Source organism: Mycobacteroides saopaulense, assembly GCF_001456355.1.
In the GTDB taxonomy this organism is placed as follows: Bacteria; Actinomycetota; Actinomycetes; order Mycobacteriales; family Mycobacteriaceae; genus Mycobacterium; species Mycobacterium saopaulense.
In genome coordinates, this window is record NZ_CP010271.1 from 4,609,076 (window position 1) to 4,633,454 (window position 24,379).

At 66.6% G+C, this 24,379-nt stretch carries 19 protein-coding genes; 13 read left to right on the forward strand and 6 right to left on the reverse strand.

From position 1 onward, the window contains the following. Nucleotide 1: 1 nt before the first annotated feature. The gene (gene pdhA / locus MYCSP_RS22805; RefSeq protein WP_083017239.1) at nt 2-1,081 is read right to left on the reverse strand and encodes a pyruvate dehydrogenase (acetyl-transferring) E1 component subunit alpha; all 1,080 of its coding nucleotides are present in this window, start codon (nt 1,079-1,081) and stop codon (nt 2-4) included. Nucleotides 1,082-1,244: 163 nt separating this feature from the next. Between pdhA and MYCSP_RS22810 the strand changes: the two genes are divergently transcribed. Continuing rightward, a complete protein-coding gene (locus tag MYCSP_RS22810) occupies nt 1,245-1,718 on the forward strand; it encodes an Lrp/AsnC family transcriptional regulator (protein ID WP_070911577.1) in 474 nt (157 codons plus the stop codon). Between the two features lie 3 nt (nt 1,719-1,721). On the opposite strand, the gene ggh is transcribed toward MYCSP_RS22810, so the two are convergent. Beyond that, on the reverse strand, nt 1,722-3,062 hold the full coding sequence (gene ggh / locus MYCSP_RS22815; RefSeq protein ID WP_088415275.1) for a glucosylglycerate hydrolase: 1,341 nt from the start codon (nt 3,060-3,062) through the stop codon (nt 1,722-1,724). Between the two features lie 64 nt (nt 3,063-3,126). Here ggh and MYCSP_RS22820 point away from each other — a divergent pair, with 64 nt between their 5' ends. Then, nucleotides 3,127-3,792, forward strand: a complete 666-nt coding sequence (locus MYCSP_RS22820) for an SDR family oxidoreductase (protein WP_083017279.1) — start codon at nt 3,127-3,129, stop codon at nt 3,790-3,792. Here MYCSP_RS22820 and leuS read toward each other — a convergent pair. Further along, nucleotides 3,789-6,635, reverse strand: a complete 2,847-nt coding sequence (gene leuS / locus MYCSP_RS22825; RefSeq protein ID WP_083017243.1) for a leucine--tRNA ligase — start codon at nt 6,633-6,635, stop codon at nt 3,789-3,791. The two genes, MYCSP_RS22820 and leuS, sit on opposite strands and share 4 nt — an antisense overlap. Before the next feature lie 245 nt (nt 6,636-6,880). Between leuS and MYCSP_RS22835 the strand changes: the two genes are divergently transcribed. From MYCSP_RS22835 to MYCSP_RS22850, 4 genes are all read left to right on the forward strand, one after another. Next, entirely contained in the window at nt 6,881-7,882 is a 1,002-nt protein-coding gene (locus MYCSP_RS22835) for an LpqN/LpqT family lipoprotein (RefSeq protein ID WP_083017246.1), read from the forward strand. A gap of 30 nt (nt 7,883-7,912) precedes the next feature. After that, nucleotides 7,913-8,275: a hypothetical protein gene (locus tag MYCSP_RS22840; RefSeq protein WP_088415279.1), complete on the forward strand. Its 363-nt coding sequence runs from the start codon at nt 7,913-7,915 to the stop codon at nt 8,273-8,275. Between the two features lie 158 nt (nt 8,276-8,433). Continuing rightward, on the forward strand, nt 8,434-9,810 hold the full coding sequence (locus MYCSP_RS22845) for a hypothetical protein (protein WP_070911572.1): 1,377 nt from the start codon (nt 8,434-8,436) through the stop codon (nt 9,808-9,810). A 36-nt stretch (nt 9,811-9,846) separates the two neighbouring features. After that, nucleotides 9,847-10,683: a DUF4393 domain-containing protein gene (locus MYCSP_RS22850; RefSeq protein ID WP_088415281.1), complete on the forward strand. Its 837-nt coding sequence runs from the start codon at nt 9,847-9,849 to the stop codon at nt 10,681-10,683. 2 nt (nt 10,684-10,685) lie between these two features. Here the strand turns inward: MYCSP_RS22850 and MYCSP_RS22855 are convergent, their stop codons facing one another. Beyond that, nucleotides 10,686-11,312 (reverse strand): YqgE/AlgH family protein, encoded by a 627-nt coding sequence (locus MYCSP_RS22855; protein ID WP_088415283.1) that lies wholly within the window; start codon nt 11,310-11,312, stop codon nt 10,686-10,688. 128 nt (nt 11,313-11,440) lie between these two features. Between MYCSP_RS22855 and MYCSP_RS22860 the strand changes: the two genes are divergently transcribed. Genes MYCSP_RS22860 through MYCSP_RS22870 form a run of 3 tightly spaced genes read left to right on the forward strand, consistent with a single transcriptional unit; the run spans nt 11,441 to nt 14,746 of the window. Next, nucleotides 11,441-12,787: an MFS transporter gene (locus tag MYCSP_RS22860; protein WP_070911569.1), complete on the forward strand. Its 1,347-nt coding sequence runs from the start codon at nt 11,441-11,443 to the stop codon at nt 12,785-12,787. Next, nucleotides 12,771-13,550 (forward strand): TIGR03084 family metal-binding protein, encoded by a 780-nt coding sequence (locus MYCSP_RS22865; protein WP_070911568.1) that lies wholly within the window; start codon nt 12,771-12,773, stop codon nt 13,548-13,550. The genes MYCSP_RS22860 and MYCSP_RS22865 overlap by 17 nt, the downstream gene beginning before the upstream one ends. After that, nucleotides 13,547-14,746, forward strand: coding sequence for a phthiocerol/phthiodiolone dimycocerosyl transferase family protein (locus MYCSP_RS22870; RefSeq protein WP_407661722.1), 1,200 nt, complete (start codon nt 13,547-13,549; stop codon nt 14,744-14,746). Before MYCSP_RS22865 ends, MYCSP_RS22870 begins: the two co-directional genes overlap by 4 nt. On the opposite strand, the gene MYCSP_RS22875 is transcribed toward MYCSP_RS22870, so the two are convergent. Then, complete coding sequence (locus MYCSP_RS22875; protein ID WP_088415285.1) at nt 14,714-15,262, reverse strand: pullulanase; 549 nt, start codon at nt 15,260-15,262, stop codon at nt 14,714-14,716. The two genes, MYCSP_RS22870 and MYCSP_RS22875, sit on opposite strands and share 33 nt — an antisense overlap. A 168-nt stretch (nt 15,263-15,430) precedes the next feature. On the opposite strand from MYCSP_RS22875, the gene MYCSP_RS22880 reads away from it, so the two are divergent. Continuing rightward, nucleotides 15,431-16,177 carry a sulfite exporter TauE/SafE family protein gene (locus tag MYCSP_RS22880; RefSeq protein WP_083018460.1) on the forward strand — a complete coding sequence of 249 codons (747 nt, stop codon included), beginning with the start codon at nt 15,431-15,433 and terminating at the stop codon, nt 16,175-16,177. A gap of 6 nt (nt 16,178-16,183) precedes the next feature. Here the strand turns inward: MYCSP_RS22880 and MYCSP_RS22885 are convergent, their stop codons facing one another. Further along, nucleotides 16,184-17,620, reverse strand: coding sequence for a CCA tRNA nucleotidyltransferase (locus MYCSP_RS22885; protein ID WP_083018443.1), 1,437 nt, complete (start codon nt 17,618-17,620; stop codon nt 16,184-16,186). A 63-nt stretch (nt 17,621-17,683) separates the two neighbouring features. Here MYCSP_RS22885 and MYCSP_RS22890 point away from each other — a divergent pair, with 63 nt between their 5' ends. Genes MYCSP_RS22890 through MYCSP_RS22900 form a run of 3 tightly spaced genes read left to right on the forward strand, consistent with a single transcriptional unit; the run spans nt 17,684 to nt 24,239 of the window. Beyond that, a complete protein-coding gene (locus MYCSP_RS22890; RefSeq protein WP_088415290.1) occupies nt 17,684-18,523 on the forward strand; it encodes an NUDIX hydrolase in 840 nt (279 codons plus the stop codon). Continuing rightward, nucleotides 18,520-20,811 (forward strand): DUF6049 family protein, encoded by a 2,292-nt coding sequence (locus MYCSP_RS22895; protein WP_088415292.1) that lies wholly within the window; start codon nt 18,520-18,522, stop codon nt 20,809-20,811. The genes MYCSP_RS22890 and MYCSP_RS22895 overlap by 4 nt, the downstream gene beginning before the upstream one ends. Continuing rightward, on the forward strand, nt 20,799-24,239 hold the full coding sequence (locus MYCSP_RS22900) for a murein biosynthesis integral membrane protein MurJ (protein ID WP_162266286.1): 3,441 nt from the start codon (nt 20,799-20,801) through the stop codon (nt 24,237-24,239). The genes MYCSP_RS22895 and MYCSP_RS22900 overlap by 13 nt, the downstream gene beginning before the upstream one ends. Nucleotides 24,240-24,379: the final 140 nt, after the last annotated feature.

Consider the following 24,379-nt stretch of genomic DNA (forward strand, 5'->3'; position numbering starts at 1 on the left):
GTCATGATGCGATCCCTTCATCCTCAAAGCCCGCCAGGTACTCCATGTAGTCGCGCCGTTCCGCCGCGACAAGCGAATGCGGTTCCGCGTAAACGTGATTGAACATGTCTGCCGCAGTCGGTTCGATGGTGCCGAGGCATCCGGCGCGCAGTTCCGCGGCTACCTCGTCTGCCCTGGCCGCGATGCGCTGCTTCTCCGAATCCGGTAAGGCTCCCCGCGCCTGCAGGTACTTCTCGACCCGTGCTAGCGGATCCTTGGCCCGCCACTCGTCCAACTCGGCGGCGTTGCGGTACTTGGTCGGGTCGTCGGAGGTGGTGTGCGGTCCCATCCGGTAGGTGACGGCTTCGATGAGGGTCGGTCCGCTGCCCTCACGGGCACGTCGCAATGCCGCGCGGGTAGCGGCCATCACCGCCAGCACGTCATTGCCGTCGACCTGGATACCCGGGACACCGAATCCGCTCCCGCGCGCGGCCAAGGGCAGATGACTCTGCACCCTGACCGGCTCGCTGATGGCCCACTGGTTGTTCTGGCAGAAGAAGACCACGGGCGCACCGAAGCTCGACGCGAAGGCGAAGGCCTCGGAGACGTCGCCCTGGCTGGTCGCTCCATCGCCGAAGTACGCGATGACGGCGGTGTCCGATCCGTCGAACTTGACTCCCATGGCGTAACCCGTGGCGTGCAGTGACTGTGCACCGACGATGATCGCGGGTGCGGTGATGTTGTGGTCGCGCGGATTCCACCCTGATTGTGTTGAACCACGCCAGAACTGGAGCATCGCGGTGGGCTCGATGCCGCGACAGTAGGCGACGCCGTGCTCGCGGAAACTGGTGAAGGCAAAATCGTCGTGCTTGAGCGCGCGCGCAGAACCGACCTGCGCGGCCTCCTGCCCCAGCAGCGGCGCCCAGAGCGCGAGTTCACCCTGACGCTGTAGGGCCGTGGCCTCGTTGTCGATGCGGCGGACCACCACCATGTCCTCGTACAACGCCCGCAGCTGGCCGTCGTCGACGTCGGCGACCAGCGGCGAGTACGCCGGATTCTCGACCCGATTGCCGTCCGGATCGAGGAGCTGGATGGTTTCCATGCCTACCTCGCTAACGAAGTGATGCATCGCCTGTACGTGACCGTCACCTGTTCGGTGTGTCATGACTCACAGTGCATCAGATAGTCATACTGCGCAACCGATGCGTGTCGGATTGAGCATTCTGCCTGAATTTTGACGTTCAATATGTGCGATACTGCGCGCTATGACCACTCTGGATGCCACCGATGCGAAGTTGTTACTGGCGCTCACGCAAACTCCCCGCGCATCCGGCGTCGAGCTGGCGCAGCGACTGAACCTGTCGCGCAACACCGTGCAGGCGCGGCTCACCCGCTGGGATCAGCACGAGGCGCTGGCCGGAATTGACCACCAGATCGTGCCGCGGGCAATGGGCTATCCGATGACGGCCTACGTCACCGCGCGCATCGACCAGCACCAGTTGGCAGCCATCGGGGTGGCCCTGGCCGACGTACCGGAGGTGGTGCAGGTGCACGGCCTGGCCGGCGCCGACGATCTGATGATCAAGGTGGTGGCCGTCGACAGCGATGACCTGTACCGGATCGCCGGAAACATTCTCGACATCCCCGGCATCACCAGGACGTCGATCGCCATCGCCATGCACGAGTTGGTGGCGTTCCGGATGACGCCGCTGCTGCGCCGGCTCGCCGGGCAAGAGTGAGGACTAACCCAACCAGTCCAGAACCGCTGCGGCCGTCCAGGATTGCTGCATGCTCCCCAGGGGCTCACCGGTGAACGGCTCGTAGTACTCGGCGAAGGAGCCGTCACCGGCCTGCCGTAATCCCTCCTGCCGCAACAGGAATGCGCGCTCGCTCCATCCCCGTCGCTCGAATGCCCAACAGAACAGCCAGGTGAGCACCGGCCAGACCGGTCCCCGCCAGTATTCGCGCGGACGGAAGTCCCTGGAAACCGGCGATGTCGAGGGCACCAGCGCGTACCGCAGATCCGGGTGCCCGCAGAACCGCGGCCCCTCCAGCAGTCTCAGCAGCGCCAGCTCCTGCGGACGCGGCAGCCCACCGGAGAGCAGCGGCGCGAATATGGCCACTGTGTCCGTCGCAACCCACTTACCCGTCTTGACGTCGAAATCCCTTGCTGCACCGGTGCGTTCCTCGGTGGTGTCGATGACACCGCAGCGAAAGCGCGCCGCCCAGTCGTGCAGTTCACGCACATCGGCACGCGGGCGTGCATGCTCCTCACCAATGGTCGCCAGCACCTCGCAGGCCACCGAGAAGATCGCCGACACGAAGACGTCCTCCATGACGAAGCTCATCACGTCCGGCAACCGGGCGTCGTCGTACCCGACCGACTTCATCTCTTCGAGCAACCACAGGTACACGTCGTACTCGGCGTCCTTGGGACGCTGCGACGGATCGGTGACGATCGCGGTGTCTTCGCGTACGTAGGGCGGAAGCTCTCCCGGAACCACGTTGGCGTACGCCGCGTCCCAGCGCGGAGAGTTGTCCATTCCCGATTCCCACCCGTGGTACAGGGTGATTCGGCCGTGCTGGTTCTGATCGCGTGTCTCGGCGAGCCAGCGGTGCCAGCGCATCAGATCCGCCCAACGCCGATCCAGGAACGCCTCGGCTATCCCCCGCGCGCTGCGGCCCCGCCTGCGGGCGTGATCGAGAATGCGTTGCACCGCTATGGCATGCACCGGCGGCTGGGTGATGCCCGAGGTCTGATACCCCGAGGGCGCGTTCGCCGCCAGCTCGGAGGTCTGCCAGCGGGCGGGTCCGGGAAAGTAGCCGTCGACCCCGTTGGCGAAGACGATGTGCGGGATCATCCCGTTGGCCCATTGCGCCGAGAGCAGGGTGTCCAGCTCGGTGACGGCGCGTTCGACGCTCAGCGGCGCCAGCCCCACCGCCACAAAAGCCGCGTCCCAGCTCCACATATGTGGGTACAGCTTGGGCGCCGCGCTGGTCATCGTCCCGCGGTCATTCCCCCTGAGCAGGTATGCCGCACGCGCGGCCAGCTGCGTGGGAGTGAACATCGGGTGCGATGGCATCCGTCCATTGTGCGGCGTGCCTATCGGAAAGTCGCGCTAACGCCGACCGCGTAACGTGGCGCGCATGCCCCTGGCTCTCATCACCGGCGCAAGCGGCGGCCTCGGCACCGCGATCGCGCGTGCACTCGCTCCCACCCACGCGCTCTTGCTGGGCGGCCGCGCCTCGACGCGGCTGCAGCAGCTGGCCGCTGATCTGGGCGCCACCGCCTGGCCGGTAGACCTCGGCGACACGGACGCGACACTGGCGGCCTGCGCAGATATCGGTGAACTCGATGTACTGGTGCACAACGCCGGGGTGTCCTACCCCGCCACGATCGCCGACTCGAACCTGTCCGACTGGCGGAAGACCTTGGACGTCAACGTCTTAGCGCCGGTGGCACTGACCAAGGCCCTTCTTCCGGCGCTGCGCGCTGCACAGGGCGACGTGGTGTTCATCAACTCCGGTGCCGGGATCAACGCGCACCCCGGAATCGGCTCCTACTCGGCCAGCAAGTTCGCGCTGCGCGGATTCGCCGACGTGTTGCGCGCCGAGGAGCCACGGCTGCGCGTCACCTCGGTGCACCCCGGCAGAATCAGCACCCCGATGCAGCAAGAACTCACCGAACATGAAGGGCGCGAATACAACCCGGCCGAGTACATGCGCCCCGAGTCCGTCGCGCAACTGGTCGCCGATGCCGTGAATCTGCCGCGGGACGCGCGCGTACACCAGATCGTGGTGCGGCAGAACTAGACGACCAGGTTCACCATGCGGCCCGGCACCACGATGACCTTCTTCGGGGTGGCACCCGCCAGGAACTCCAGCACCTTCTCCTCGGCCAGGGCCGCGGCCTCGATATCGCCCTTCGGCGCATCGGCGGGCACGATAATCCGGCCGCGTACCTTGCCGTTGACCTGAATCGGGTACTCGACGGTGTCGTCTACCAGCCAGCGCTCGTCGGCCTCCGGGAAGGGGCCGTGTGCCAACGACTCATCGCGACCCAGCTGGCTCCACAGCTCTTCGGCCAGGTGCGGCGCCAGCGGTGCCAACATGAGCACCAATGGCTCCACCGCGGCACGCGGAGCACCCTCCGGGTACTCCTTGGTCAGGTGGTTGGTGTACTCGATCAACTTGGCGGCAGCGGTGTTGTTGCGCAGGGCCGCATAGTCTTCGGATACTCCCGCGATCGTCTTGTGCAACGCCCGCTGGGTGTCCTCACTGGTCAGCTCGTTCTCGGTGACACGGAGCTTGCCGGTCTCCTCGTCGACGACCGCGCGCCAGACGCGCTGCAGGAAGCGGTGGGCGCCGACCACGTCCTTTGTCGCCCAGGGACGCGACAGCTCCAGCGGACCCATCGACATTTCGTACACCCGCAGCGTGTCCGCGCCGTAGTTGTCGCAGATGTCGTCCGGCGAGATCGAGTTCTTGAGACTCTTTCCGATCTTGCCGAACTCCTGCTTCACCTCTGCGCCCTGGTAGAAGAATTTTCCGTTCTCCTCAACCACCTCGGCGGCCGGGACGTACATGCCGCGCGCGTCCGTATAGGCGTGGGCCTGGATATAACCCTGGTTCAGCAGCCGCCGGTACGGCTCGCGGGAGCTGACGTGCCCCAGGTCGTAGAGCACCTTGTGCCAGAACCGCGAGTACAGCAGGTGCAGCACCGCGTGCTCCATGCCACCGACGTACAGGTCGACGCCGCCGGGATCGTCCGGACCGTGTTCGGACGGGCGCGGGCCCAGCCAGTAGGCCTCGTTCTCCTTGTCGCAGAACGCTTCCGAGTTATCCGGGTCGGCGTATCGCAGCTCGTACCACGAGCTGCCAGCCCACTGCGGCATCACGTTGGTGTCACGCGTGTAGTGCTTGAGCCCGTCCCCCAGGTCCAGCTCGACGTTGACCCAGTCGGTGGCCTTCAACAACGGAGGAGACGGCTCCGACGACGCGTCATCGGGATCGAAGGACACCGGCGCGTAGTCCTCAACCTCGGGCAGCTCCACCGGCAACAGATCCTCACCCAGTGTGTGCGGACGCCCGTCCTCGTCGTAAACGATCGGGAAGGGCTCGCCCCAATACCTCTGCCGCGCAAAGAGCCAATCGCGCAGCTTGTATTCGATGCGCGATTCGCCTCTTCCGTCCTGCACCAGCCGACGCGTCACCTCGACCTTGGCGGCGTCGACGTCCAATCCGTCCAGGTAGTCGGAGTTCACCAGCGCGCCGTCACCGGTATAGGCGGCCTCGGTGACATCGCCGCCGGAGATCACTTCCCGCACCGGCAGCCCGAAGGCATTCGCGAAGTCCCAGTCGCGCTGGTCATGGCCCGGTACCGCCATGATGGCACCCGTGCCGTAGCCCGACAGCACGTAGTCCGCGATGAAGATCGGCACCGGGTTTCCGCTCACCGGATTGGTGGCGTAGGCACCGGTGAACACACCCGTCTTTTCCTTGTTCTCTTGACGTTCCAGGTCGCTCTTGGCCGCAATGGAGCGACGGTACTGTGCGACCGCCACCCGCGGAGAGTCCTGGCCGCCGGTCCACCGGGCGTCGGTTCCCTGCGGCCAGACATCCGTGACCAGGGCGTCGACCAGCGGATGCTCCGGCGCCAGCACCATGTAGGTGGCGCCGAAGAGGGTGTCCGGGCGAGTGGTGAACACCTCCACGTCGCCCACTCCCGCGGCGTCGAACAACACCGAGGCGCCCTGCGAACGGCCGATCCAGTTGCGCTGGATGGTCTTGACCTTCTCCGGCCAGTCCAGCACATCCAGGTCGTCGATCAGCCTGTCGGCGTACGCGGTGATCCGCATCATCCACTGCCGCAAGCGCTTACGGAACACCGGAAAGTTGCCACGCTCACTGCGTCCGTCGGCCGTGACCTCTTCATTGGCCAGCACGGTACCCAGGCCCGGGCACCAGTTGACCAACGAATCAGATTGGTAGACAAGGCGATACGTATCAACTAGATCAGCGCGCTGGCCGGCGCCCAGCTCGGCCCACACCCTGCCGTCCGCGGGTGTACGGACACCGGACTCGAATTCGGCGATCAGCTCCGCGATCGGCCGCGCGCGGCCCGCCTGATCGTCGTACCAGGCGTTGTAGATCTGCAGAAAGATCCACTGCGTCCACTTGTAGAAGTCCACGTCCGTGGTGGCGAAACTGCGGCGCGAGTCGTGTCCCAGACCCAGCCGCCCCAGTTGCCGTTTGTAGTTGACGATGTTGGCCTCGGTGCGCACTCGCGGGTGGGTACCGGTCTGCACCGCGTACTGCTCGGCTGGCAGTCCGAACGCGTCGAACCCCAGCGCGTGCAGCACGTTGGCACCGCGCATCCGGTGGAACCGGGCGTAGACGTCCGTGGCGATGTAGCCGAGCGGGTGCCCCACGTGCAGGCCGTCGCCCGAGGGGTACGGGAACATGTCCTGAACGAACATCTTGTCCGTGGGAATCGGGGCGCCGTCCGTCGGTGCGAGCGAGCCCACCGGGTTCGGAACGTGGAACGTTCCACGGTCGGCCCAGGTCTCCTGCCAGCGGCGCTCGATCTGCCCGGCGAGCTGTGCGGTGTAGCGGTGCTCGGGGGTATCGGGGGCGTCCTGCTGGGGTTCGGTCACCGTTCAAGGGTAAAGGTGGCTGGTCAGCGAACAGAAATCGCCGGTTTGGCGACGAGAGTTAATCACTCTGGTCACAATCCGGCCACTTCCGGGGGTGTCCGGGGTGGTTTCTCAGCTGCGCTTATTAACTTCGGGACCGCCACATCCGAGAGCCGCCCGCCGACATCGCCGTCGGTGCGTCCGCGCTCACGGGTGTCGTCCACAACTCATATGACGCATTGGACAGAGCCGGAAGGACAGAGAAGGTGACGACCATACGGTATTCAGTCAGATTCGCGGCGGCAACGGCTTCCGTCGCGGCACTGCTCGCCGGAACTGCCGCCATCGCGGTGGCGGACCCGCAGCCGGTACCCGTGCCCCCGGCACCGGTGGCCACCCCGAACGCTGCCACCTCGGCGCCTCTCCCCCCGGCGACGGCACCCGCCGCTCCCGCCACCCCGAATGCCGCGGCCGCACCCGCCGCCGCGCCCGCCACGTCGACGAATCCTCTGCAGCCGTCGACGCCGATCACCGGAGTGGCACCCGCCACCGACGGCACCTTGGCAGAGTTCTTCGCCTCCAAGAACGTCAAGGTGGAACCGCTGACCAAGAACAGCCACGGCGCGCCGCGCGTCAGCATCCCGATACCCAACAACTGGGCCAACGTCCCGGATCCCAACGTTCCCAACGCGTACCAAGTGATCGTCAGCAAGGCCAACGGCACCGGGCTGTACCAGTCCAACGCGCAGGTCACGATGAGCAAGCTGGTCGGTGAGTTCGACACCAACGAGGCCGTCTCGCACGGTCCCGTCGAGGTCAAGGCGCTGCAGGGCTGGCAGCCGACCGATGCCTCGCTCGTCATGTATCAGGGTTTCCCGTCCTCGATCGTGGAGGGCACCTTCCGGCAGGACGGCGAGACCCTCAACACCTCTCGCCGTGCCGTGATCATCACGCAGGGCAAGGACCGTTTCCTGGTCCAGCTCGCCGTGACGACCACCGTCGGCAACGCCATCGCCGAGGCGCCCGCCACGGACCTGATCGTCAACGGACTGCGCTTCGGAGATGGCGCTCCGGTCACCGCGCCGGTCGCCGACCCCAACGCGCTCGCCGATCCGGACGCCCTGCCCGCCGCGCCCGTCACGCCTGCTCCCGGCGTTCCCGCGCCTGCGGACCCCAACGCGCCGGCTTCGCCGGCACCGGCCGTCCCGGGCCTGCCGCCCTTGCCCACGCTGCCTGCGCTGGTGCCACCGGCGCCGCCCGCGGCATAACCAGCCGCAGACCCCGCTTAAACTGAGTGGGTGTTGATCGCCGCCGTCGTGACCGTCGCCCTCGCCGGGCTGCTGGCCGCGTTGGCGGCGGCGGCATTCCTACGGGCTCCGCACGGTAGCCCCCAACGGATGCTCGCACCCGCCCAGTCCGCGGCCGCGATCATCCTGGCGGCAGGCGCCCTGGCTGCGCTATTCGGCTCCACCGCAATCGGTTTGGTGGGGCTGGTGGTCTGCGGCATCGCCGCCGTGGTGACGGTGGGCGCGGCGGCGTGGCAGGTCGCGCAGTACACCACCGCCGCGCAACAGATGTCGTCCGCGGGCGGCTGCGGCAGTTCCTGCGGGGGATGTCCCAGCGCCGGCCGCGGTGGCTCGTCCGTGTGCGCGCGGCCCTGACGTGTCCAATCTTTAGACACGTCGGTTGCTACCTCATCCGAATGTGAGCGTATTCGCCCACGTCGGCCCCTTTTTTGGTGTGATGTTTCCGGGCACTCGTAGACGGGTGGGATGAGCCTCTTGCGGGAAGACCGTCGGCGGTGGTCAGAAAGGGAGCCGTGAAAGACACCAAGCAGATGGTGAAGTTCATCCTCGTTGGTGTTCTCGCTGTCGCTTCCGGCATCGCCGCATACATCTATCGCGATGACCAACTGGTCGTGGATCTGCTCACCATCCCCTTGTTCACCGGCATCATCGGGTACATCACCAACTGGACCGGCGTGCTGATGCTGTTCGCACCCTTGCGTTTCTACGGCTGGCGTATACCCGGACTACGCACGCTGTATGCGTTCCTACCCCGGCGTGTGCAGGTGATCCCGGCCATCACCTCGGACGGACGCTTCGGGTGGCAGGGCATCGTGCCCTCGCGCGCCGAGAAGATGGCCAGCATCGCCGTCGACAAGAGCCTCGCCAAACTCGGCAGCATCTCGGATTTCTACGAGCAGCTCGAGCCGGACCTCATCGCCAATCACCTTGCTCTGATTGCCAAGTCAGAGATCCGCAGCGTCATCACCAAGATCATGGAGCGCGAGGACCCGCAGCTGTGGCACAACCTGCCGCCGGCCCTGCGGGAGATGATGTTCAAGCGCATCGAAAACCAGCTGCCACAGATCGTCAAGAACATGACCGATCAGATCGGCGAGAACATCGAGCAACTCGTCGATGCCAAGCTGATGATCATCCGGTATCTCACCGCACATCCCAAGCTGCTCAACGACATATTCCGCACCATGGGGCACAAAGAGCTGCAGTTCATGCAGAACTTCGGGTTCTACTTCGGCTATCCGATGGGCTTCGTCCTCGTGGCGATCCTGCACTCCCTTCCTCATCACTGGTGGACGCCGTGGATCGTGCTGCCGCTGGGCGGCGTGATCATCGGGTACATCGTCAACTATCTCGGCATCACCATGATTTTCGAACCGGTCCACCCCAACAAATGGGTGCCGTGGCGTCAGGGCCTTTTCATCAAACGCAAGTCGGAAATCTCAGAGGAGTACGCGCGCACCATCTCCGAGAACGTCATCACGCTGGAGAACATCGGTAACGAGATGCTCAACGGGCCGCGGTCGGACCGCACCCGCCAGATGCTCGCCGATGGCATCCGGCCCGCACTGGAGCAAGCACTCGGCCCCGCGCGCCGCGCGATTCGCGTAGCGGTCGGACGGCGCCAATACGACCAGATCACCGAATCGGTAACCATCGAGGCAACCGGCTTTGCGCCCCTTGCGTTTTCCGATCCGGAGTTCAACAAGCAACGTCAGGGCAAGATCGGCGCCTTCGTCTCGACCCAGATGCACAAGCTCTCGCTGGATGACTTCAACGAATTGCTGCGCTCGGCCGTCAAACAGGACGAATGGTTGCTGTTCGTACACGGCGCCGTCCTGGGCGCGGCCGGCGGCCTGGCCCACCTACTCATCTTCCCGCCAGCGGGCTGACACATGCCCGTAATCGACCTGACAAGATGATGCCCGATGACCGATAACACGCCCGTCCCCGCGCACAACAATCGTGAGCTCCGGCCCGATCGCGTGGTCCAAGGGGTCGCCATGCTGGCCGCGAAAACCTGGTGGCGCGGCGTGAAGTGGTCGGCCGATATCGCCACCACGACGGGCACCAAGATCATCGACGACATCCGGGCGGGGCGCTCTGCCACCGACATCGCCCTCTCGGCGACCGAGCACGTCCTGGGCGCCGTGCGCGACGCGCTGCAGCTGCCCAGTGAGTCTTCCGGCGGAATCACCCTCGCCAAGCCGCAAAGGCCGGCCCCGTCCCGGGTGACCATCGACATCACCGAGTCGGCCACCCCCGACTGCGATGAATTGCGCCGCCGCGGAGCCGAATTGCTGCGGCGTTCGGCCGATGTCACCGACGTCGAGGACACCCATCCCGCCTATGCCCGGATCATCAACCAGCTGGCGCCCGACGAGGCCCGCATCCTGCGGTTCCTGGCCGCGCACGGAGCGCAACCGGTGGTGGACGTGCGCACCAGCCGCCCGTTCGACGTGGGCTCGGAGATGATCGCCGAGGGTTTGTCCATGGTCGCGGAACGATCCGGATGCCGCTACATCGACCGCAACAACGCCTACACCAACAACCTGGTGCGTCTCGGTTTGGTCCGTGCGTCACCGGAATCTGTTGCGGCCGAGCGCTATCAGGTGCTAGAGGTACAGCCCGACGTTGTCGCGGCATGCCGGCGCGCAGGCCGCGCGCACAAGACCGTTCGCCGCAGCATCCACCTGACCCCATTCGGTGAGGACTTCTGCCGTGCCGTCATCCCCACCGATCCGTCGGTGGGCGACGATCTATAGATCTAGTTGCGGCTGACGTCGATGGGGTGCGTCGCCAACAAGGACAACGGCAACGGCTGACGCCGCAGCACCTTGGCCCACAGGTCATCGTGTGCGTCGGTCAGCACATCGGAAGGCAGCGCCGACAACACGATCCAGTCGTCGCGCTCCACCTCGCCCTCCAGCTGACCGATGGTCCACCCCGAGTAGCCGGCGAAAACCCGCACGCCCTCCACCAGCGGCGCGATGTCCTCGGGTTCGGCATCCAGATCGACCATCGCCATACGGCCCGCAACATGGCGCAGACCCTTCACGCCTTCGATGCTGGCCCCGGCCCGCAACGTGGCCAGACACAGCGCCGCGTCCCGCTTGACCGGGCCGCCGATGAACATCGTCTTCGGCTTGCCTACCAGCTTGGCCCACTGCGGCAACACGTTGTAGACCGCGGTCTCGCTGGGCCGGTTCAGCACCACACCCAACGTGCCACCGTCGTTGTGCTCGACGATGAAGATCACGCTGCGCCGAAACGTCGGTTCGAAGAGGTTGGTGTTGGCGACCAACAGGGTGCCCGCCCGCAAACGGTGTGCGGGCGGCGCCATATAACCCTCGCCATATGCCTCGCCCTCTTCGGGCTCGTCCCCGTGCGCCACCTCATCATCATGACACCGTTTGCCGTTTCATGACTTGTGCTCGGCCAACCGCTACACATTTGTAGTGTGGGCGTTAAACGCTCCGTTGAACCCGTAGCCCGATCTCGACACACGAAAGCGACTCACACATGACCGCGCGCCACTCGCCGCTGAGCCTGTGGCGCGCCATCCACGATCTGCCCGACTTCGGGCGGTTGGTGTGGGTACGGCTACTGACGCAGTTCAGCGACGGCCTCTTTCAGGCCGGACTGGCCGGTGCGCTGCTGTTCAACCCCGAGCGTGAGGCCGAACCCTGGGCCATCGCCGGCGCGTTCGCGGTGCTGTTCCTGCCCTACTCGGCAATCGGCCCCTTCGCGGGCGCGCTGCTGGACCGCTGGGACCGCCGTGCCGTCCTGATCTGCGCCAACCTGATCCGGGTATTGCTGGTGGCCCTGGTCGGGATCGAACTGGCCTTCAGCGCCGACGACGTGGTGCTGCTACTCGGCGCGCTGATCGTCAACGGCGTCACCCGATTCGTGACCTCGGGCTTGTCGGCGGCCCTCCCCCATGTGGTGCCGCGCGATCAGGTGGCCACCATGAACTCGGTGGCCACCGCCGTCGGCGCCACCGCCACCTTCGTGGGCGCCAACTTCATGCTGATGCTCCGCGCTGTCTTCGGTGCCGGGGACTTGGGTTCTGCCACAGTCATTTTCCTGGTGATCGTGCCGACAACGGCAGCCGCGTGGGTTGCCTCCGGATTTCCCGGGGACCGACTGGGCCCTGACGACACCGTGCGGGCCATACACGGCTCGGCCTTCTACGCCGTCGCCACCGGATGGCTGCACGGTGCGCGCACCATCGTCAACACGCCGTCGGTGTTCGACGCGCTCATCGGATTGGCCGCCCACCGCATGGTGTTCGGCCTCAACACCTTGCTGGTGCTGGTCCTGGTCCGCAACAACGAGTCGATCTTCGCCGGAATAGGTGCCGCGGCATTGTTCCTGGCGTGCACCGGCATCGGTTCGTTCCTGGGAACGGTGTCCACCCCGGCACTACTGCGGCGGTTCGGCCGCGGACGCACCCTCGGCATGGCGCTCGGAGGTGCGGTCGTCCTGCAGCTGCTCGCCTCGGGCCTATTCATCCCGATTCTGCTGACCGCGGCGTTCGGCCTCGGCATGGCCGGGCAGGTGATCAAGCTGTGCGCCGATGTCGGCATGCAAACAGACGTCGACGACGCCCTGCGCGGACACGTCTTCGCCGTGCAGGACTCGCTGTTCTGGGTCACGTTCACCGGTGCGATGAGTGTGGGTGCCGCCTTCATCACGCATGCGCACTGGCTGGCCTTCTCCGGCGCGGTGATCTACTTGATCGGGTTGATCGTGCACATGACCCGGACCCTCTGGCCCAACCCGCCCAACACTGGATCCCTGCCCACCCAGCCCGACTCTGGATCCCAGCCCGACCCGGAAGGACAAGCCCGTGACCTCGACCGCTGACGCAGTCATCGACGACCTCCGCGCCGAAAGCGATGAACTGGACGCCCTGGTGGCTTCGCTACCCGAGCAGGGCTGGGCCCGGGATACGCCCGCGGCGGGCTGGACTGTCGCTCACCAGATAGCGCATCTGCACTGGACCGATGCGCAGTCCCTGCTGGCAGTCACCGACCCCGGGGGCTTCGCCGAAGAGCTGCCCAAGGCCATGGCCGATCCACTCGGGTTCGTGGACAAGGCGGCCGAAGAAACCGCCCAAATCCCGCCGGCCGACCTACTCATCCGATGGCGCAGCACCCGCAACCAGCTACACGCGGCGCTGCGCGCCGTGCCGGACGGTGTCAAGATTCCCTGGTACGGCCCACCCATGAGCGCGGCGTCCATGGGCACCGCACGTTTGATGGAAACCTGGGCGCACGGTCTCGACGTCGCCGATACGCTCGGCGTGCCGCTCGCTCCTACCGCACGCATCAAATCGATTGCCCACCTTGGTGTTCGAACCCGGGACTTTGCCTTCTCGGTGCATTCGCTGCCGGCTCCCACCGAACCGTTCCGAGTCGAGCTGACCGGCCCCGACGGCGATACCTGGACCTGGGGTCCCGAAGAGGCCGCCCAGCGTGTCACCGGATCGGCCCTGGACTTCTGCTACCTGGTGACCCAACGCCGACCCCGCGCCGAACTCGATCTGCGGGCCAGCGGTGAGGACGCCGAGAGATGGCTCTCGATCGCCCAGGCCTTCGCAGGCCCGCCCGGCGCCGGCCGGGGGTGAATGCTTCGGCATTCAGCCGCGCGCTCTATCCCTCGGAGGCGATGTTCGCGGGTAACCGAAGCACTGTGGCGTACTCGGCGTTCGGCACCGGCACTCTCAAAATTGATGCTCTGACAACAGCTTTCCGCGCGCTGTTGGCGAGCTACCCGGTGCTGTGTGCGCAGGTCGTGCCTGCCGAGCACGGGTACGTGCTGCACCACGCTGCGCGCCCGCCCGCACTACAGATAGGTACATCCACCGCTCTACCCCGGACAGGGTTCACCATCGCCGACCCCGACGCGGTCTGTGCCATCGACGTGGCACAGGCCGGCAACGACTTTCGGTTAACGCTGCTGATCCACCACAGCGTCGCCGACGCGGTCGCCGGGCTGCGCTATCTGGAAGTGTTGTGTGCGTTCTATACCCGCGTGGTCGAGACGGGATCGGTCGGGACCGTCCGCTCGCATCCACTCGCCCTCTCGCTGGAACAGTTCCTTGCCGACCGCGGATACGTCATACCCGAGGCCGGCGCACCCCCGGCGCCGCGCGCAGAGACGGCGGCCGACACGACGGTCGTGGTTCGGCACGGGCGCACCCGGCTCGGGCGCGAGCAGACCACGAAGTTGGTCGACACGGCCCGCGCGGCGTCCCTCACCGTGCACGGACTCGCGTGTGCCGCGATTCTGCTGGCCGCTCATGCGCTTTCACGGTCGCAAGGCCCGGTCACTTTCGGCCTGACATCATCGGTGAACCTACGCACGCGAACAGTCGCACCCATCACCGCGACGCAAGGCACGGTGATCCAAGGAGCCGACACCGCCATTCTGGCTGTAGGACCCGATGATGACCCGCTGCGCCTGGCCTGTGCCGTACTGGAATCTCTGGGCAGTGGCCTCATGGGTCAGACTGTGCACCAAGCATTTCTGCGCCAACCGCGGCTACAGCAACAGCCCACCGAGAACCCACTGATGGTCACGAACTGGGGTCGGATACCTGTGCTGCGTTTGCCCCACAGAGCGCGCATACACGACTTCCGCGCCACCGTCCGCGGTCGGCACATCGGGTTGCGCGCCACGACACTTCCACCGAGCTTCTTCATCACCACCTGTGACGGACGACTCAGCATCGATCATCCCGCCTGGGTTGCCGACGAGTCCGATCCCACCGTCGCGTGGTCGGCGGCCCTAAGACGGGCCTTCGACCACGTTCTCCGTTGACGGCCGCGGCGGTGCGAGCGGGCGAGACGTGTCGGCGATCCCGTCTGCGTTGGCATCGGTGACTTCCACGTCCCAACGCCCGTCGCCGGTGGTATCGGCATACACGGAGACCCCGGAATCGGTGGTGCGGAAGGCCCTTTCGGCATCGCCGTCGTTGTCGATATCGAGCAGCTGATCGGGCTTTCCGTCCCCGTCGATATCGGCTGTGCCACCGGGATGTTCGACCCCGTCTAGCCCGAACCAGCTGATCGATCCGCTTCGTTCCACGTGAAACGCCCACGTGCCCAAGCCATCATCGGTGAAGTATGTCTCGGGCCTGCCATCGTTGTCCACGTCGAGCACGCTGTGGTCCGCAGATCCGTCCCCGTCGGAGTCCCACATCACGTCGTCGAACAATCCGTCGCCGTCGAAATCCAGCCGCACCGCATCGAGCACACCGTCGCCGTCCAGGTCCGCATTGGGCGGTGCATCCCACGCGGTGACGATGCCGTCACCCGCACCGAAGCAGTAGTCCATACCCGATACGAGGCCCCGGCGGCGTCGGCCGTTCCGCCGTTCTGTGGCATGTGGATAACCACGCGGACAGAACGTGCGCTGATATCGGTTCACATACGTAGGAGGGGATCCGCGGCGATTCGGTTCCGCTCCGTAGTCTCTGACCCCGTGGATGCCCCTACCCTCACGTTGCTCCTGGCCGCCGCGTCCGCCGCCGGCTGGGTCGACGCGGTGGTCGGTGGCGGGGGGTTGATCCTCATCCCGGTGCTCCTGCTCGTCTTCCCGGGGATGGCTCCGGCGACCGCGCTGGGGACCAACAAGCTGGCGGCGCTGTCGGGCACCGCATCCGCCGCCATCAGGCTTCTCCCGAAAACCCCGCTGAACTGGCGCGCACTGCTGGGAGCCTTTGTCACTGCGGCAGCCTTCGCCAGTGCGGGTGCCTACACCGCCTCGCGGCTGCCGGTGTCCGTGTTCAAACCCGTGGTTCTGATTCTGCTCGTGACCGTGGGGGTGTTCGTCGCCACCCGACCGCAGTTCGGGACCGCGACAGCCGGGACCATGCGCACCAGGACCGCCACCCTGACGGCGCTGGCGATCGCCGCCGTCCTGATCGCGTTCTACGACGGCATCATGGGCCCGGGTACCGGGACTTTCATGATCATCGCCCTGACCGCCGCGGCGGGGATGACCTTCCTGGAAAGCTCGGCCACCGCCAAGGTGCTCAACTCCGGAACCAACGTCGGGGCGCTCATCGTCTTCGCCTCGCAGGGTCACGTGTTGTGGCTGCTCGGACTGGCACTGGGCGTCGCGAACATCATCGGCGCCCAGATCGGCGCGCATATGGCGCTGGGTCGCGGCGCCGGGTTTGTCCGCGTGGTGCTGCTGGTGGTCGTCGTGGTGATGGTGGGCAAGCTCGGCTACGACATGCTCGGCTGAGCCCGATCAGGAACGCTCCGCCCACCATTGCCGCAGTGCCTCGACCGCCGCGTCGTGATCGAGCGGGCCCCGCTCCAGCCGGAGCTCCTTCAGGAACCGCCACGCCTCCCCCACGATCGGGCCGGCCGGGACTCCCAGCAGCTCCATGATCGCGTTGCCGTCGAGATCGGGCCGTACCCGCGCCAGATCCTCCTTGGCCGCGAGCTCGGCAATGCGTTCCTCGAGCCCATCGTAATTGGCCTGCAACCGCGCCGCGCGCCGCTTGTTGCGGGTCGTGCAGTCCGCACGCACCAGCTTGTGCAGTCGCGGCAACAGCGGACCGGCGTCGGTGACGTAGCGGCGCACGGCGGAATCGGTCCAGGTGCCATCGCCATATCCGTGGAATCGCAGATGCAGGTACACCAGCTGCGACACGTCGTCGACCATCTGCTTGGAGTACTTCAGTGCCCGCATCCGCTTGCGCACCATCTTGGCGCCGACCACCTCGTGGTGGTGAAAGCTCACCCCGCCGCCGTCCTCGTGCCGGCGAGTGGCCGGCTTGCCGATGTCGTGCAGCAGCGCCGCCCAACGCAGCACCAGATCGGGACCCTCGTCTTCGAGATCCACCGCCTGCTCCAACACGGTCAGCGAGTGACGGTAGACGTCCTTGTGCTGATGGTGCTCATCGATGGTCAGCCGCATCTCACCGACCTCCGGCAGCACCACCGCGCCCAGGCCGCTGTCCACCAGCAGGTCGATCCCGGCGACCGGATGTGCGCCCACGATCAGCTTGTCCAGCTCGGCCTGCACCCGCTCGGCGGTGATCCGCCCCAGCTGCCCCGCCATCGCATGCAACGCCTCCAGCACGCGCGGTGCCACCGTGAAGCCGAGTTGCGAGACGAAGCGCGCGGCCCGCAGCATGCGCAGCGGGTCGTCACCGAACGAGATCTCCGGGGCCGACGGGGTATCCAGCACCCCGGTGCGCAGGGCCTCCAGCCCATTCAACGGGTCGCAGAACTCCCCGGGTCCTTCCGGTCCGATCTTGACTGCCATCGCGTTCACCGTGAAGTCCCGGCGCACCAGATCGCCCTCGAGGCTGTCGCCGAACACCACCTCGGGGTTGCGTGACTGCTGGTCATAGCTGTCACTGCGGAAGGTGGTGATCTCCACCCGCTGCCCCTTGCGCGCCACCCCGATGGTGCCGAAGGCGATGCCGGTGTCCCAGATGGCCTCGGCCCATCCCGTGACCAACTCCTGCACCTGCGCCGGGCGGGCATCGGTGGTGAAATCCAGATCGGTGCCCAACTTGCCCAGGGCGGCATCACGAACGCTGCCCCCCACCAAATACAGGGTGAAGCCCGCGGAATCGAAGAGCGCACCCAGCTCCGAGAGCATCTTCTTGTGCCGGTTCAGGGTCACCGCGGCGGTGGCCAACAGCTCGGCGGTCGGTATCGATTCGGGCACGTCGGGACAGCCTACCGGCGCGTATCGCAAGAGCTCTCAGTAGCGGGAACTACTATCACATGGGTGTCTGACTCCTCCGGCGGTTCCCGCACGGGTGGGTCGTCGGACGAGCCCGCCGATGAGCCGCTTGCGCGAAGAGACTCCAGCGGTGGCTCAGCGCGCGGCAGAGGCTCGCGCCGCGGTCGGCGCAACCGAACGCAGGGTCGCGCACAGGGCCGGGCGCAAAGCGCCGGCACTCCGACGGCCTCCCCCGCCGCCGGCGGTCCCCACCCGACAAACGCAGCTAACGGCGCTACCGGCAAAGGACGCGGACGCACAAAGGGCCGAGCCGCCGCAGCGTCCTTGCGGACGGTGCGTGAAACCTCGGCCGGTGGCCTGGTCATCGCAGGAATCGACGGCCCCAAGGACGGTCAGGTGGCCGCCCTCATCGGGCGTACCGATCGGCGCGGCCGCATGCTGTGGTCACTGCCCAAGGGCCACATCGAACAGGGCGAGACCGCCGAGCAGACCGCGATCCGCGAAGTGGCCGAGGAAACCGGTATCCGGGGCAGTGTTCTCGCCGCACTCGGCAGCATCGACTACTGGTTCGTCACCGAGGGCCGGCGCGTACACAAGACCGTGCACCACTACCTGATGCGCTCTCTGGGCGGCGAGCTCTCCGACGACGACGTCGAGGTCACCGAGGTCGCCTGGGTACCGCTCGGCGAGCTGCCCACCCGCCTGGCATACGCCGACGAACGCCGCCTTGCCGAGGTGGCCGGCGATCTGATCGACAAGCTGCACTCCGGCGGACCCGAATCGCTGCCGCCGTTGCCCCCCTCCGCGCCACGACGACGCCCCCAAACGCACTCCAGCACGCATAGGACTCCGGGCCGTCGAACCGGGCGTGGTCCACAGCAATGACCCGACTCACGCATCGCAGCGCGACGCGTGTGGCGGCAGTCCTTGCCGTCCTCGCGCTTGTCCTGCTGGGCGCGCCCTGGTCGACACCGCAGGCCCACGCGTACCGCGACGGTCAGTTCCTCAAGGTCCTCATCGACGAGGTGAGCCCCCAAACCGTCACCACTGTCGACTCGACGGTGACCGTGCGGGGCACCGTGGCCAATGTCGGTGATCGCCCGGTCACCGACGTGGTGGTCCGGCTGGAACGGGCCGACGCGGTTACCGCCAGCGCCGACCTGCGCGCCAATCTGCACGGCCGCCACGATCAGTACCGGCCCGTCGGCGAGTTCGTCACCGTCGCAGGCACCCTGGAACAGGGACAGCAGCGCCCCTTCACGCTCGCCTTCCCGCTGCGCGGAGGTACCGGGCCGAACTGGAACATCGAGACACCCGGGGTCTATCCGGCCCTGGTGAACGTCAACGGCACCCCCGACTACGGCGCCGCCGCCCGGCTCGACGACGCCCGCTTCCTGCTCCCGGTTCTCGGGGTGCCCCCACCCACCGGTGCCGCCTCCGAGCCCGAGATCGCTCCCGACACCTCTCGCCCGGTGGGTCTGACGCTGCTGTGGCCCCTGGCCGATCGTCCGCGGCTGGCCCCCGGCCAGCCCGGTGGACCGACACCCGTACGCCTGCTCGACGACCAACTGGAACGCTCCCTTTCCCCCGGAGGCCGGCTGGACGCCCTGCTGGGCGCCCTGGAATTCGCGACCGACGCCGCCGTCGACCCGAAGGGGGACCTGGGCCGGACGGTCTGCGTAGCGGTCGACCCCGATCTGCTCGTGACGGTCAACGAGATGACCCTGGGCTACCAGGTCCTCGACGACTCCGCCGACCCCGCCGGTCCGGTTCATCCCGGCACCGGGCAGGGACTCGCCCTGGCGTGGCTCGATCGGCTGCGCGCCATGGCACGGCACATGTGCGTTACGCCGCTGCCCTACGCACAGGCCGATCTCGACGCGGTCGCGCAGATGGCCGACGACGGTCTTTCTCACCAAGCCACCACCGGCGCCGCCGATGTGCTCGACCAGATTTTGGGAACCAACAGCCTGCGCGGGGCCACTCTGCTGGGCGATGGCCACCTCTCGAACGCCGGGATCGACCTCCTCACCGCACAGGGGCCAACGGTCGCGGTGTCCCCCTTGCCGTCAGGTCAGGAGACTCTGCCCGATTTCAACCCACGTCGTGTGTCCGACACCGTGGTCGCGGCACCATTCGATCCGTCGGTGGGCGCCGCGCTGAGCGCCATCGGCCGCACACCCGCCACCCCCGACTACGTGCCCTCATCGCTTCGCTTTGCACTACAACATGATTCACGTGTGGCGCGGATGCAGGACGCCCTCGGGGCGATGGCCTGGCAAGCGCTGAACCCGGCACAGACTCCCCGCCAGACGATTCTGCTGCCGGAGACAACCTGGGATCTGTCCGATGGCGAGGCGCGCTCGATCCTGTCCGCCACCTCCACCCTGTTGCATGCCGGACTCGCGATACCGCGACCGCTGCCGACCGTCATCGGTGAGGCCCGGGCCGGCGCCCAGGCCAATCCCGTCGACGCCACGTACGGCGTGGACCCCGCCGGGGCCGTGGACGACTGGGTCTCACAGGGACTGGGCGATGAAATCCGTCGGCTCTGGGGTCTCACGGCGGCACTGACCGTGGATGCCCGCACCGGACTCACCGGTGCGCAGTACACCAATCCGCTGCGCCAGGATGCGCTACGCGCGGTGAGCCAAAGCGTTCCGCAGGATGCACGCGACGACTCCGCGCGGGAACGGCTTGCCGCCATTCGCCGCACGGTCGGCGATCTGTTCAACGCCGTCACCGTCGTCAATCCGGGCGGCTCCTACACACTGGCCACCGAGCACAGCCCGCTACCGCTGGTGCTGCGCAACGAGCTTCCGGTGCCGATCCGGGTAACCCTGCGCGTCGAGACACCCGCTGGCATGAGCGCGACGGATGTTGGCGTACAAGAGATTCCACCCGGATTCCTGCCGGTGAAGGTGCCCGTGGAGGTCAACGTGTCTCAGCGCATGGCGGTGGACGTCACGCTGCACACGCCCGACGGTCTGCCGCTGGGCGACCCGGTGCGCCTTTCGGTGCACTCCAACGCGTACGGCAAGCCCCTGTTCTTCATCACCATCAGCGCCGCTACCGTTCTCTTCGCGCTGACGGGTCGGCGCCTGTGGCACCGGTTCCGCGGCCAACCCGATCGCGCGGATCTAGACCGCGAGGACGAAGCATGGCAGCCGTGAGAGAGCCGCTGGATCCGTTACCCGATCCCGAATCCGACGACACGATCGAGGAACTGTCCGACGCGGCCGTCATCGGGCATTCCGGTTCGATGGCGGTGGCCACCCTGGTCAGCCGGATCACCGGCTTCATCAAACTGCTGCTGATCACCGCGGCACTCGGCGCCGCCTCCGCGAGCGCGTTCTCGACCGCCAACCAACTGCCCAACATCATCGCCGCGTTGGTCCTGGAGGCCACCTTCACCGCCATCTTCATCCCGGTGCTCACCCGCGCAGAACGCGAAGATGCCGACGGCGGTGAGGCATTCATCCGCAAGCTGTTGACGATCGTCACGACCCTGCTATTGCTCACCACGGTGCTGTCGGTGCTGTCCGCACCCCTGCTGGCCGCACTGATGCTCGGCGGTGACCCGAAGGTCAGCACGTCGCTGACGACCGCGCTGGCGTATTTGCTTCTCCCACAGATCTTCTTCTACGGGCTGTCTTCGGTGTTCATGGCAACCCTCAACACCCGCAATGTGTTCGGTCCGCCCGCCTGGGCACCGGTGTGGAACAACATCGTCGCGATCGTCACCCTGATCCTGTACTGGCTGATGCCCGGGGAGCTGACCCTCAACCCCACGCGGATGAGCGATCCCAAGCTCCTCGTGTTGGGTATCGGCACCACGCTCGGCGTCGTGACCCAGGCCCTGGTGCTGGTTCCCGCGATCCGCCGTCAGCACATCCCGATGCGCCCGTTGTGGGGCATCGACGACCGGCTCAAACAGTTCGGCGGGATGGCCGCCGCCATGTTCGCGTATGTGGCCATCAGCCAATTCGGGTATGTCATCGCGAACCGTATCGCCGCCGGCGCCGCCGATTCCGGCCCGATCATCTACAACCAGACGTGGCTGATCTTGCAGCTGCCGTACGGCGTGGTCGGCGTGACCATCCTGACCGCCATCATGCCGCGGCTGAGCCGCAACGCCGCCGCAGAGGACACCCGGGCGGTGCTCGGCGATATGTCTCTGGGAACCCGCCTGACGATGACTGTCCTGATCCCGGTGGTGGCGGTGATGACCGTCGGCGGGCCCGCGATGGGTCCGGCCCTCTTCGCCTACGGGAATTTCGGCCTCGCGTCCGCTCATTACCTGGGGCTCTCGATCTCGCTGTCCTCATTCACGCTCATCCCCTATGCCCTTGTGCTGCTGCAACTTCGGGTGTTCTATGCCCGCCAGGAGGCCTGGACCCCCACCTGGATCGTCATCGCGATCACCGCGGTGAAGATCATCGGCTCGGTCATCGCGCCTCACCTCACCGACGACCCCAACCTGGTCGCCGGCTATCTCGGCACCGCCAACGGCCTCGGCTGGGTCGCGGGCGCCGTCTGCGGGTACCTGCTGTTGCGTAGGAGCCTGGGGCGCGCGTGCGGACCACTCGTCGGTCCGGAGGTGGCCCGCACGGTTCTGGTCACGCTCGCCGCCTCGGCGACCGCGGCCGCCGTCGGTCTCGGCATCGACCGCGGTCTCGGCCTGGACCTACTCACCGTTCGCGGCGGCGGGCCGGGCTCGATTCTGCGCCTGGCCATTCTCGGCATCGTCATGCTCGGCGTGACCTTCGCGCTCACTGTCGCGGTCAAGCTGCCCGAGGCGCTGAGCGTCGTTTCCATGCTGCAGCGTCGTCTGGGCGGTCGACTCGGAGTCGGCGTCCAAGATCACGCTTCGGTCATGGGCAACTCCGCCGCGCCTTCCCTGCCGTACCCTGATTCGGGTGATCGAGTCGTCGGCAGCAGTGCGGCCGACTCGACAACCGCAAACAAACCAGCGCACGGGGGCGGTGCTGATACGAGAAAGGGCAGGGCTGTGACCGACACCCCGGGGTCATCGACTCGGCCTGTTTCCACCCAGTCCCCGTCCACGGGCCCTGTTCCCACCTCGGTGATGCCCGGTGCCCGCATCGCCGACGGCCGCTATCGCCTGCTGACTTCGCACGGTGGCCCGGACGGGTTGCAGTTCTGGCAGGCCACCGATATCGAACTGAACCGGCCGGTGGCCCTGACGATCATCGACGGCACCGTGTTCAGCTCCGATCAGGTGCAGGACATCCTGTCGAATACCCTGCGGCTCAGCAAGATTGAATCTCCGGGCCTGGCGCGGGTGTTGGATGCGGTACGCGAGGGAAGCGGCGGCATCGTCGTTGCACAGTGGGTTCGTGGCGGTTCGCTGCGCGAGGTCGCAGACACCGAGCCGTCTGCCGTCGGCGCCAGTCGAGCCGTCCGATCCCTTGCCGAGGCCGCCGACGCGGCATTCGAGGCCGGATCGGCACTGAGCATCGACCACCCGGACCGCGTGCGTATCAGCATCGACGGGGACGCGGTACTCGCGTTCCCGGCCACGCTGTCCTCGGCCAGCGCCGATGAGGACGTTCACGGCCTCGGTGCCGCCCTGTACGCACTGACCACGCGCCGTTGGCCGCTGGCAGAAACGGGTCAACCGAGCGGGTTGGCTGCCGCCAATCGTGCTCCGGACGGCCGGCCTGTCGAGGCCCGCGTCATCGTGCCGACGGTGCCCACCGAGATCTCCGATGTCGCCTCGCGCGCGCTGAGCGATGACCCCGGTTCGGCGGCCGAACTGCTCGACGGTCTGGAATCGGCCATCGCGAGCGTCGATCACACCACCATGCTCGAGCCTGCCGCAGCGGCACCTACGCAGGCGCTGGGTATCGGCCGCCGCCAGGGTTTCGGGGAGCCGTCGGAGTCCACCGAGGACGATGACGAGGATTACGAGGACCTCGACGACGAGGATCCCGAGGAGGCGGCCCGTCACCGCAAGATCTTCCTGATCGGGCTCGGCGTGGTCGGTGTCCTGGTCATCTCGCTATGCGTCGCGCTGGGCGTCTGGGTGACGCGGATCTTCGGGGACGTGGGCCCCCTGGACAAGATCAACATCGGCATCGGGCTACCCACCCAGTCCTCGGACGGCGGCGCCGTCACACCCGGTAGCCCCGCCAAGATCGTGCAAGCGACGGTGTTTCCCCCGGGCCCTGACGCCGATCAACCGGGCAAGGCGGGTCTGGCGATCGACGGCAACTCCTCCACGTCATGGACCACCGACACCTACACCGACGCCGACCCCTTCCCCGTGCTCTTCAAGCCCGGCGTCGGTCTGCTGCTCGATCTACAGTCGGCGAGCGCCCTGAGCAGCGTCACGATCGAATCGCACAGTGTCGGAACGCAGGTGCAGATTCGTTCCGCCGACTCCTCCACGCCGGCCTCCTTCAACGACACCAAGGAGATCTCGGCTACCACCACTCTGAAGTCCGGCAAAACCACGATTCCCATCACCAGCAGCTCTCAGGTCTCTCATGTGCTGGTGTGGATCAACAAGCTGGGCTCCACCAACGGCGATCACCACGCGGAGATCGGCGAAATCACCGTGTCGACTGCTTCCTAGCTGGGCGATCGTCTGACAGTCGAGTAGTTATCGAACGCCTTTCGGTATTCGATCCGCGAATCCCGGTCTATATTTTTCGTGGTAGTTGAAACCCGATGGCAACCTGCAATTAGGTCGTTGAACTGCGGTTCATGTTGTTC

Bases quoted from the DNA above. Each gene is read 5' to 3' on its own strand.
- MYCSP_RS22900 (WP_162266286.1), top strand. From the start codon at position 20,799: ATGGCAGCCGTGAGAGAGCCGCTGGATCCGTTACCCGATCCCGAATCC.
- MYCSP_RS22860 (WP_070911569.1), top strand. From the start codon at position 11,441: ATGACCGCGCGCCACTCGCCGCTGAGCCTGTGGCGCGCCATCCACGAT.
- MYCSP_RS22875 (WP_088415285.1), bottom strand. From the start codon at position 15,262: ATGGACTACTGCTTCGGTGCGGGTGACGGCATCGTCACCGCGTGGGAT.
- pdhA (WP_083017239.1), bottom strand. From the start codon at position 1,081: ATGGAAACCATCCAGCTCCTCGATCCGGACGGCAATCGGGTCGAGAAT.
- MYCSP_RS22895 (WP_088415292.1), top strand. From the start codon at position 18,520: ATGACCCGACTCACGCATCGCAGCGCGACGCGTGTGGCGGCAGTCCTT.
- MYCSP_RS22810 (WP_070911577.1), top strand. From the start codon at position 1,245: ATGACCACTCTGGATGCCACCGATGCGAAGTTGTTACTGGCGCTCACG.
- MYCSP_RS22850 (WP_088415281.1), top strand. From the start codon at position 9,847: ATGACCGATAACACGCCCGTCCCCGCGCACAACAATCGTGAGCTCCGG.
- ggh (WP_088415275.1), bottom strand. From the start codon at position 3,062: ATGCCATCGCACCCGATGTTCACTCCCACGCAGCTGGCCGCGCGTGCG.
- MYCSP_RS22820 (WP_083017279.1), top strand. From the start codon at position 3,127: ATGCCCCTGGCTCTCATCACCGGCGCAAGCGGCGGCCTCGGCACCGCG.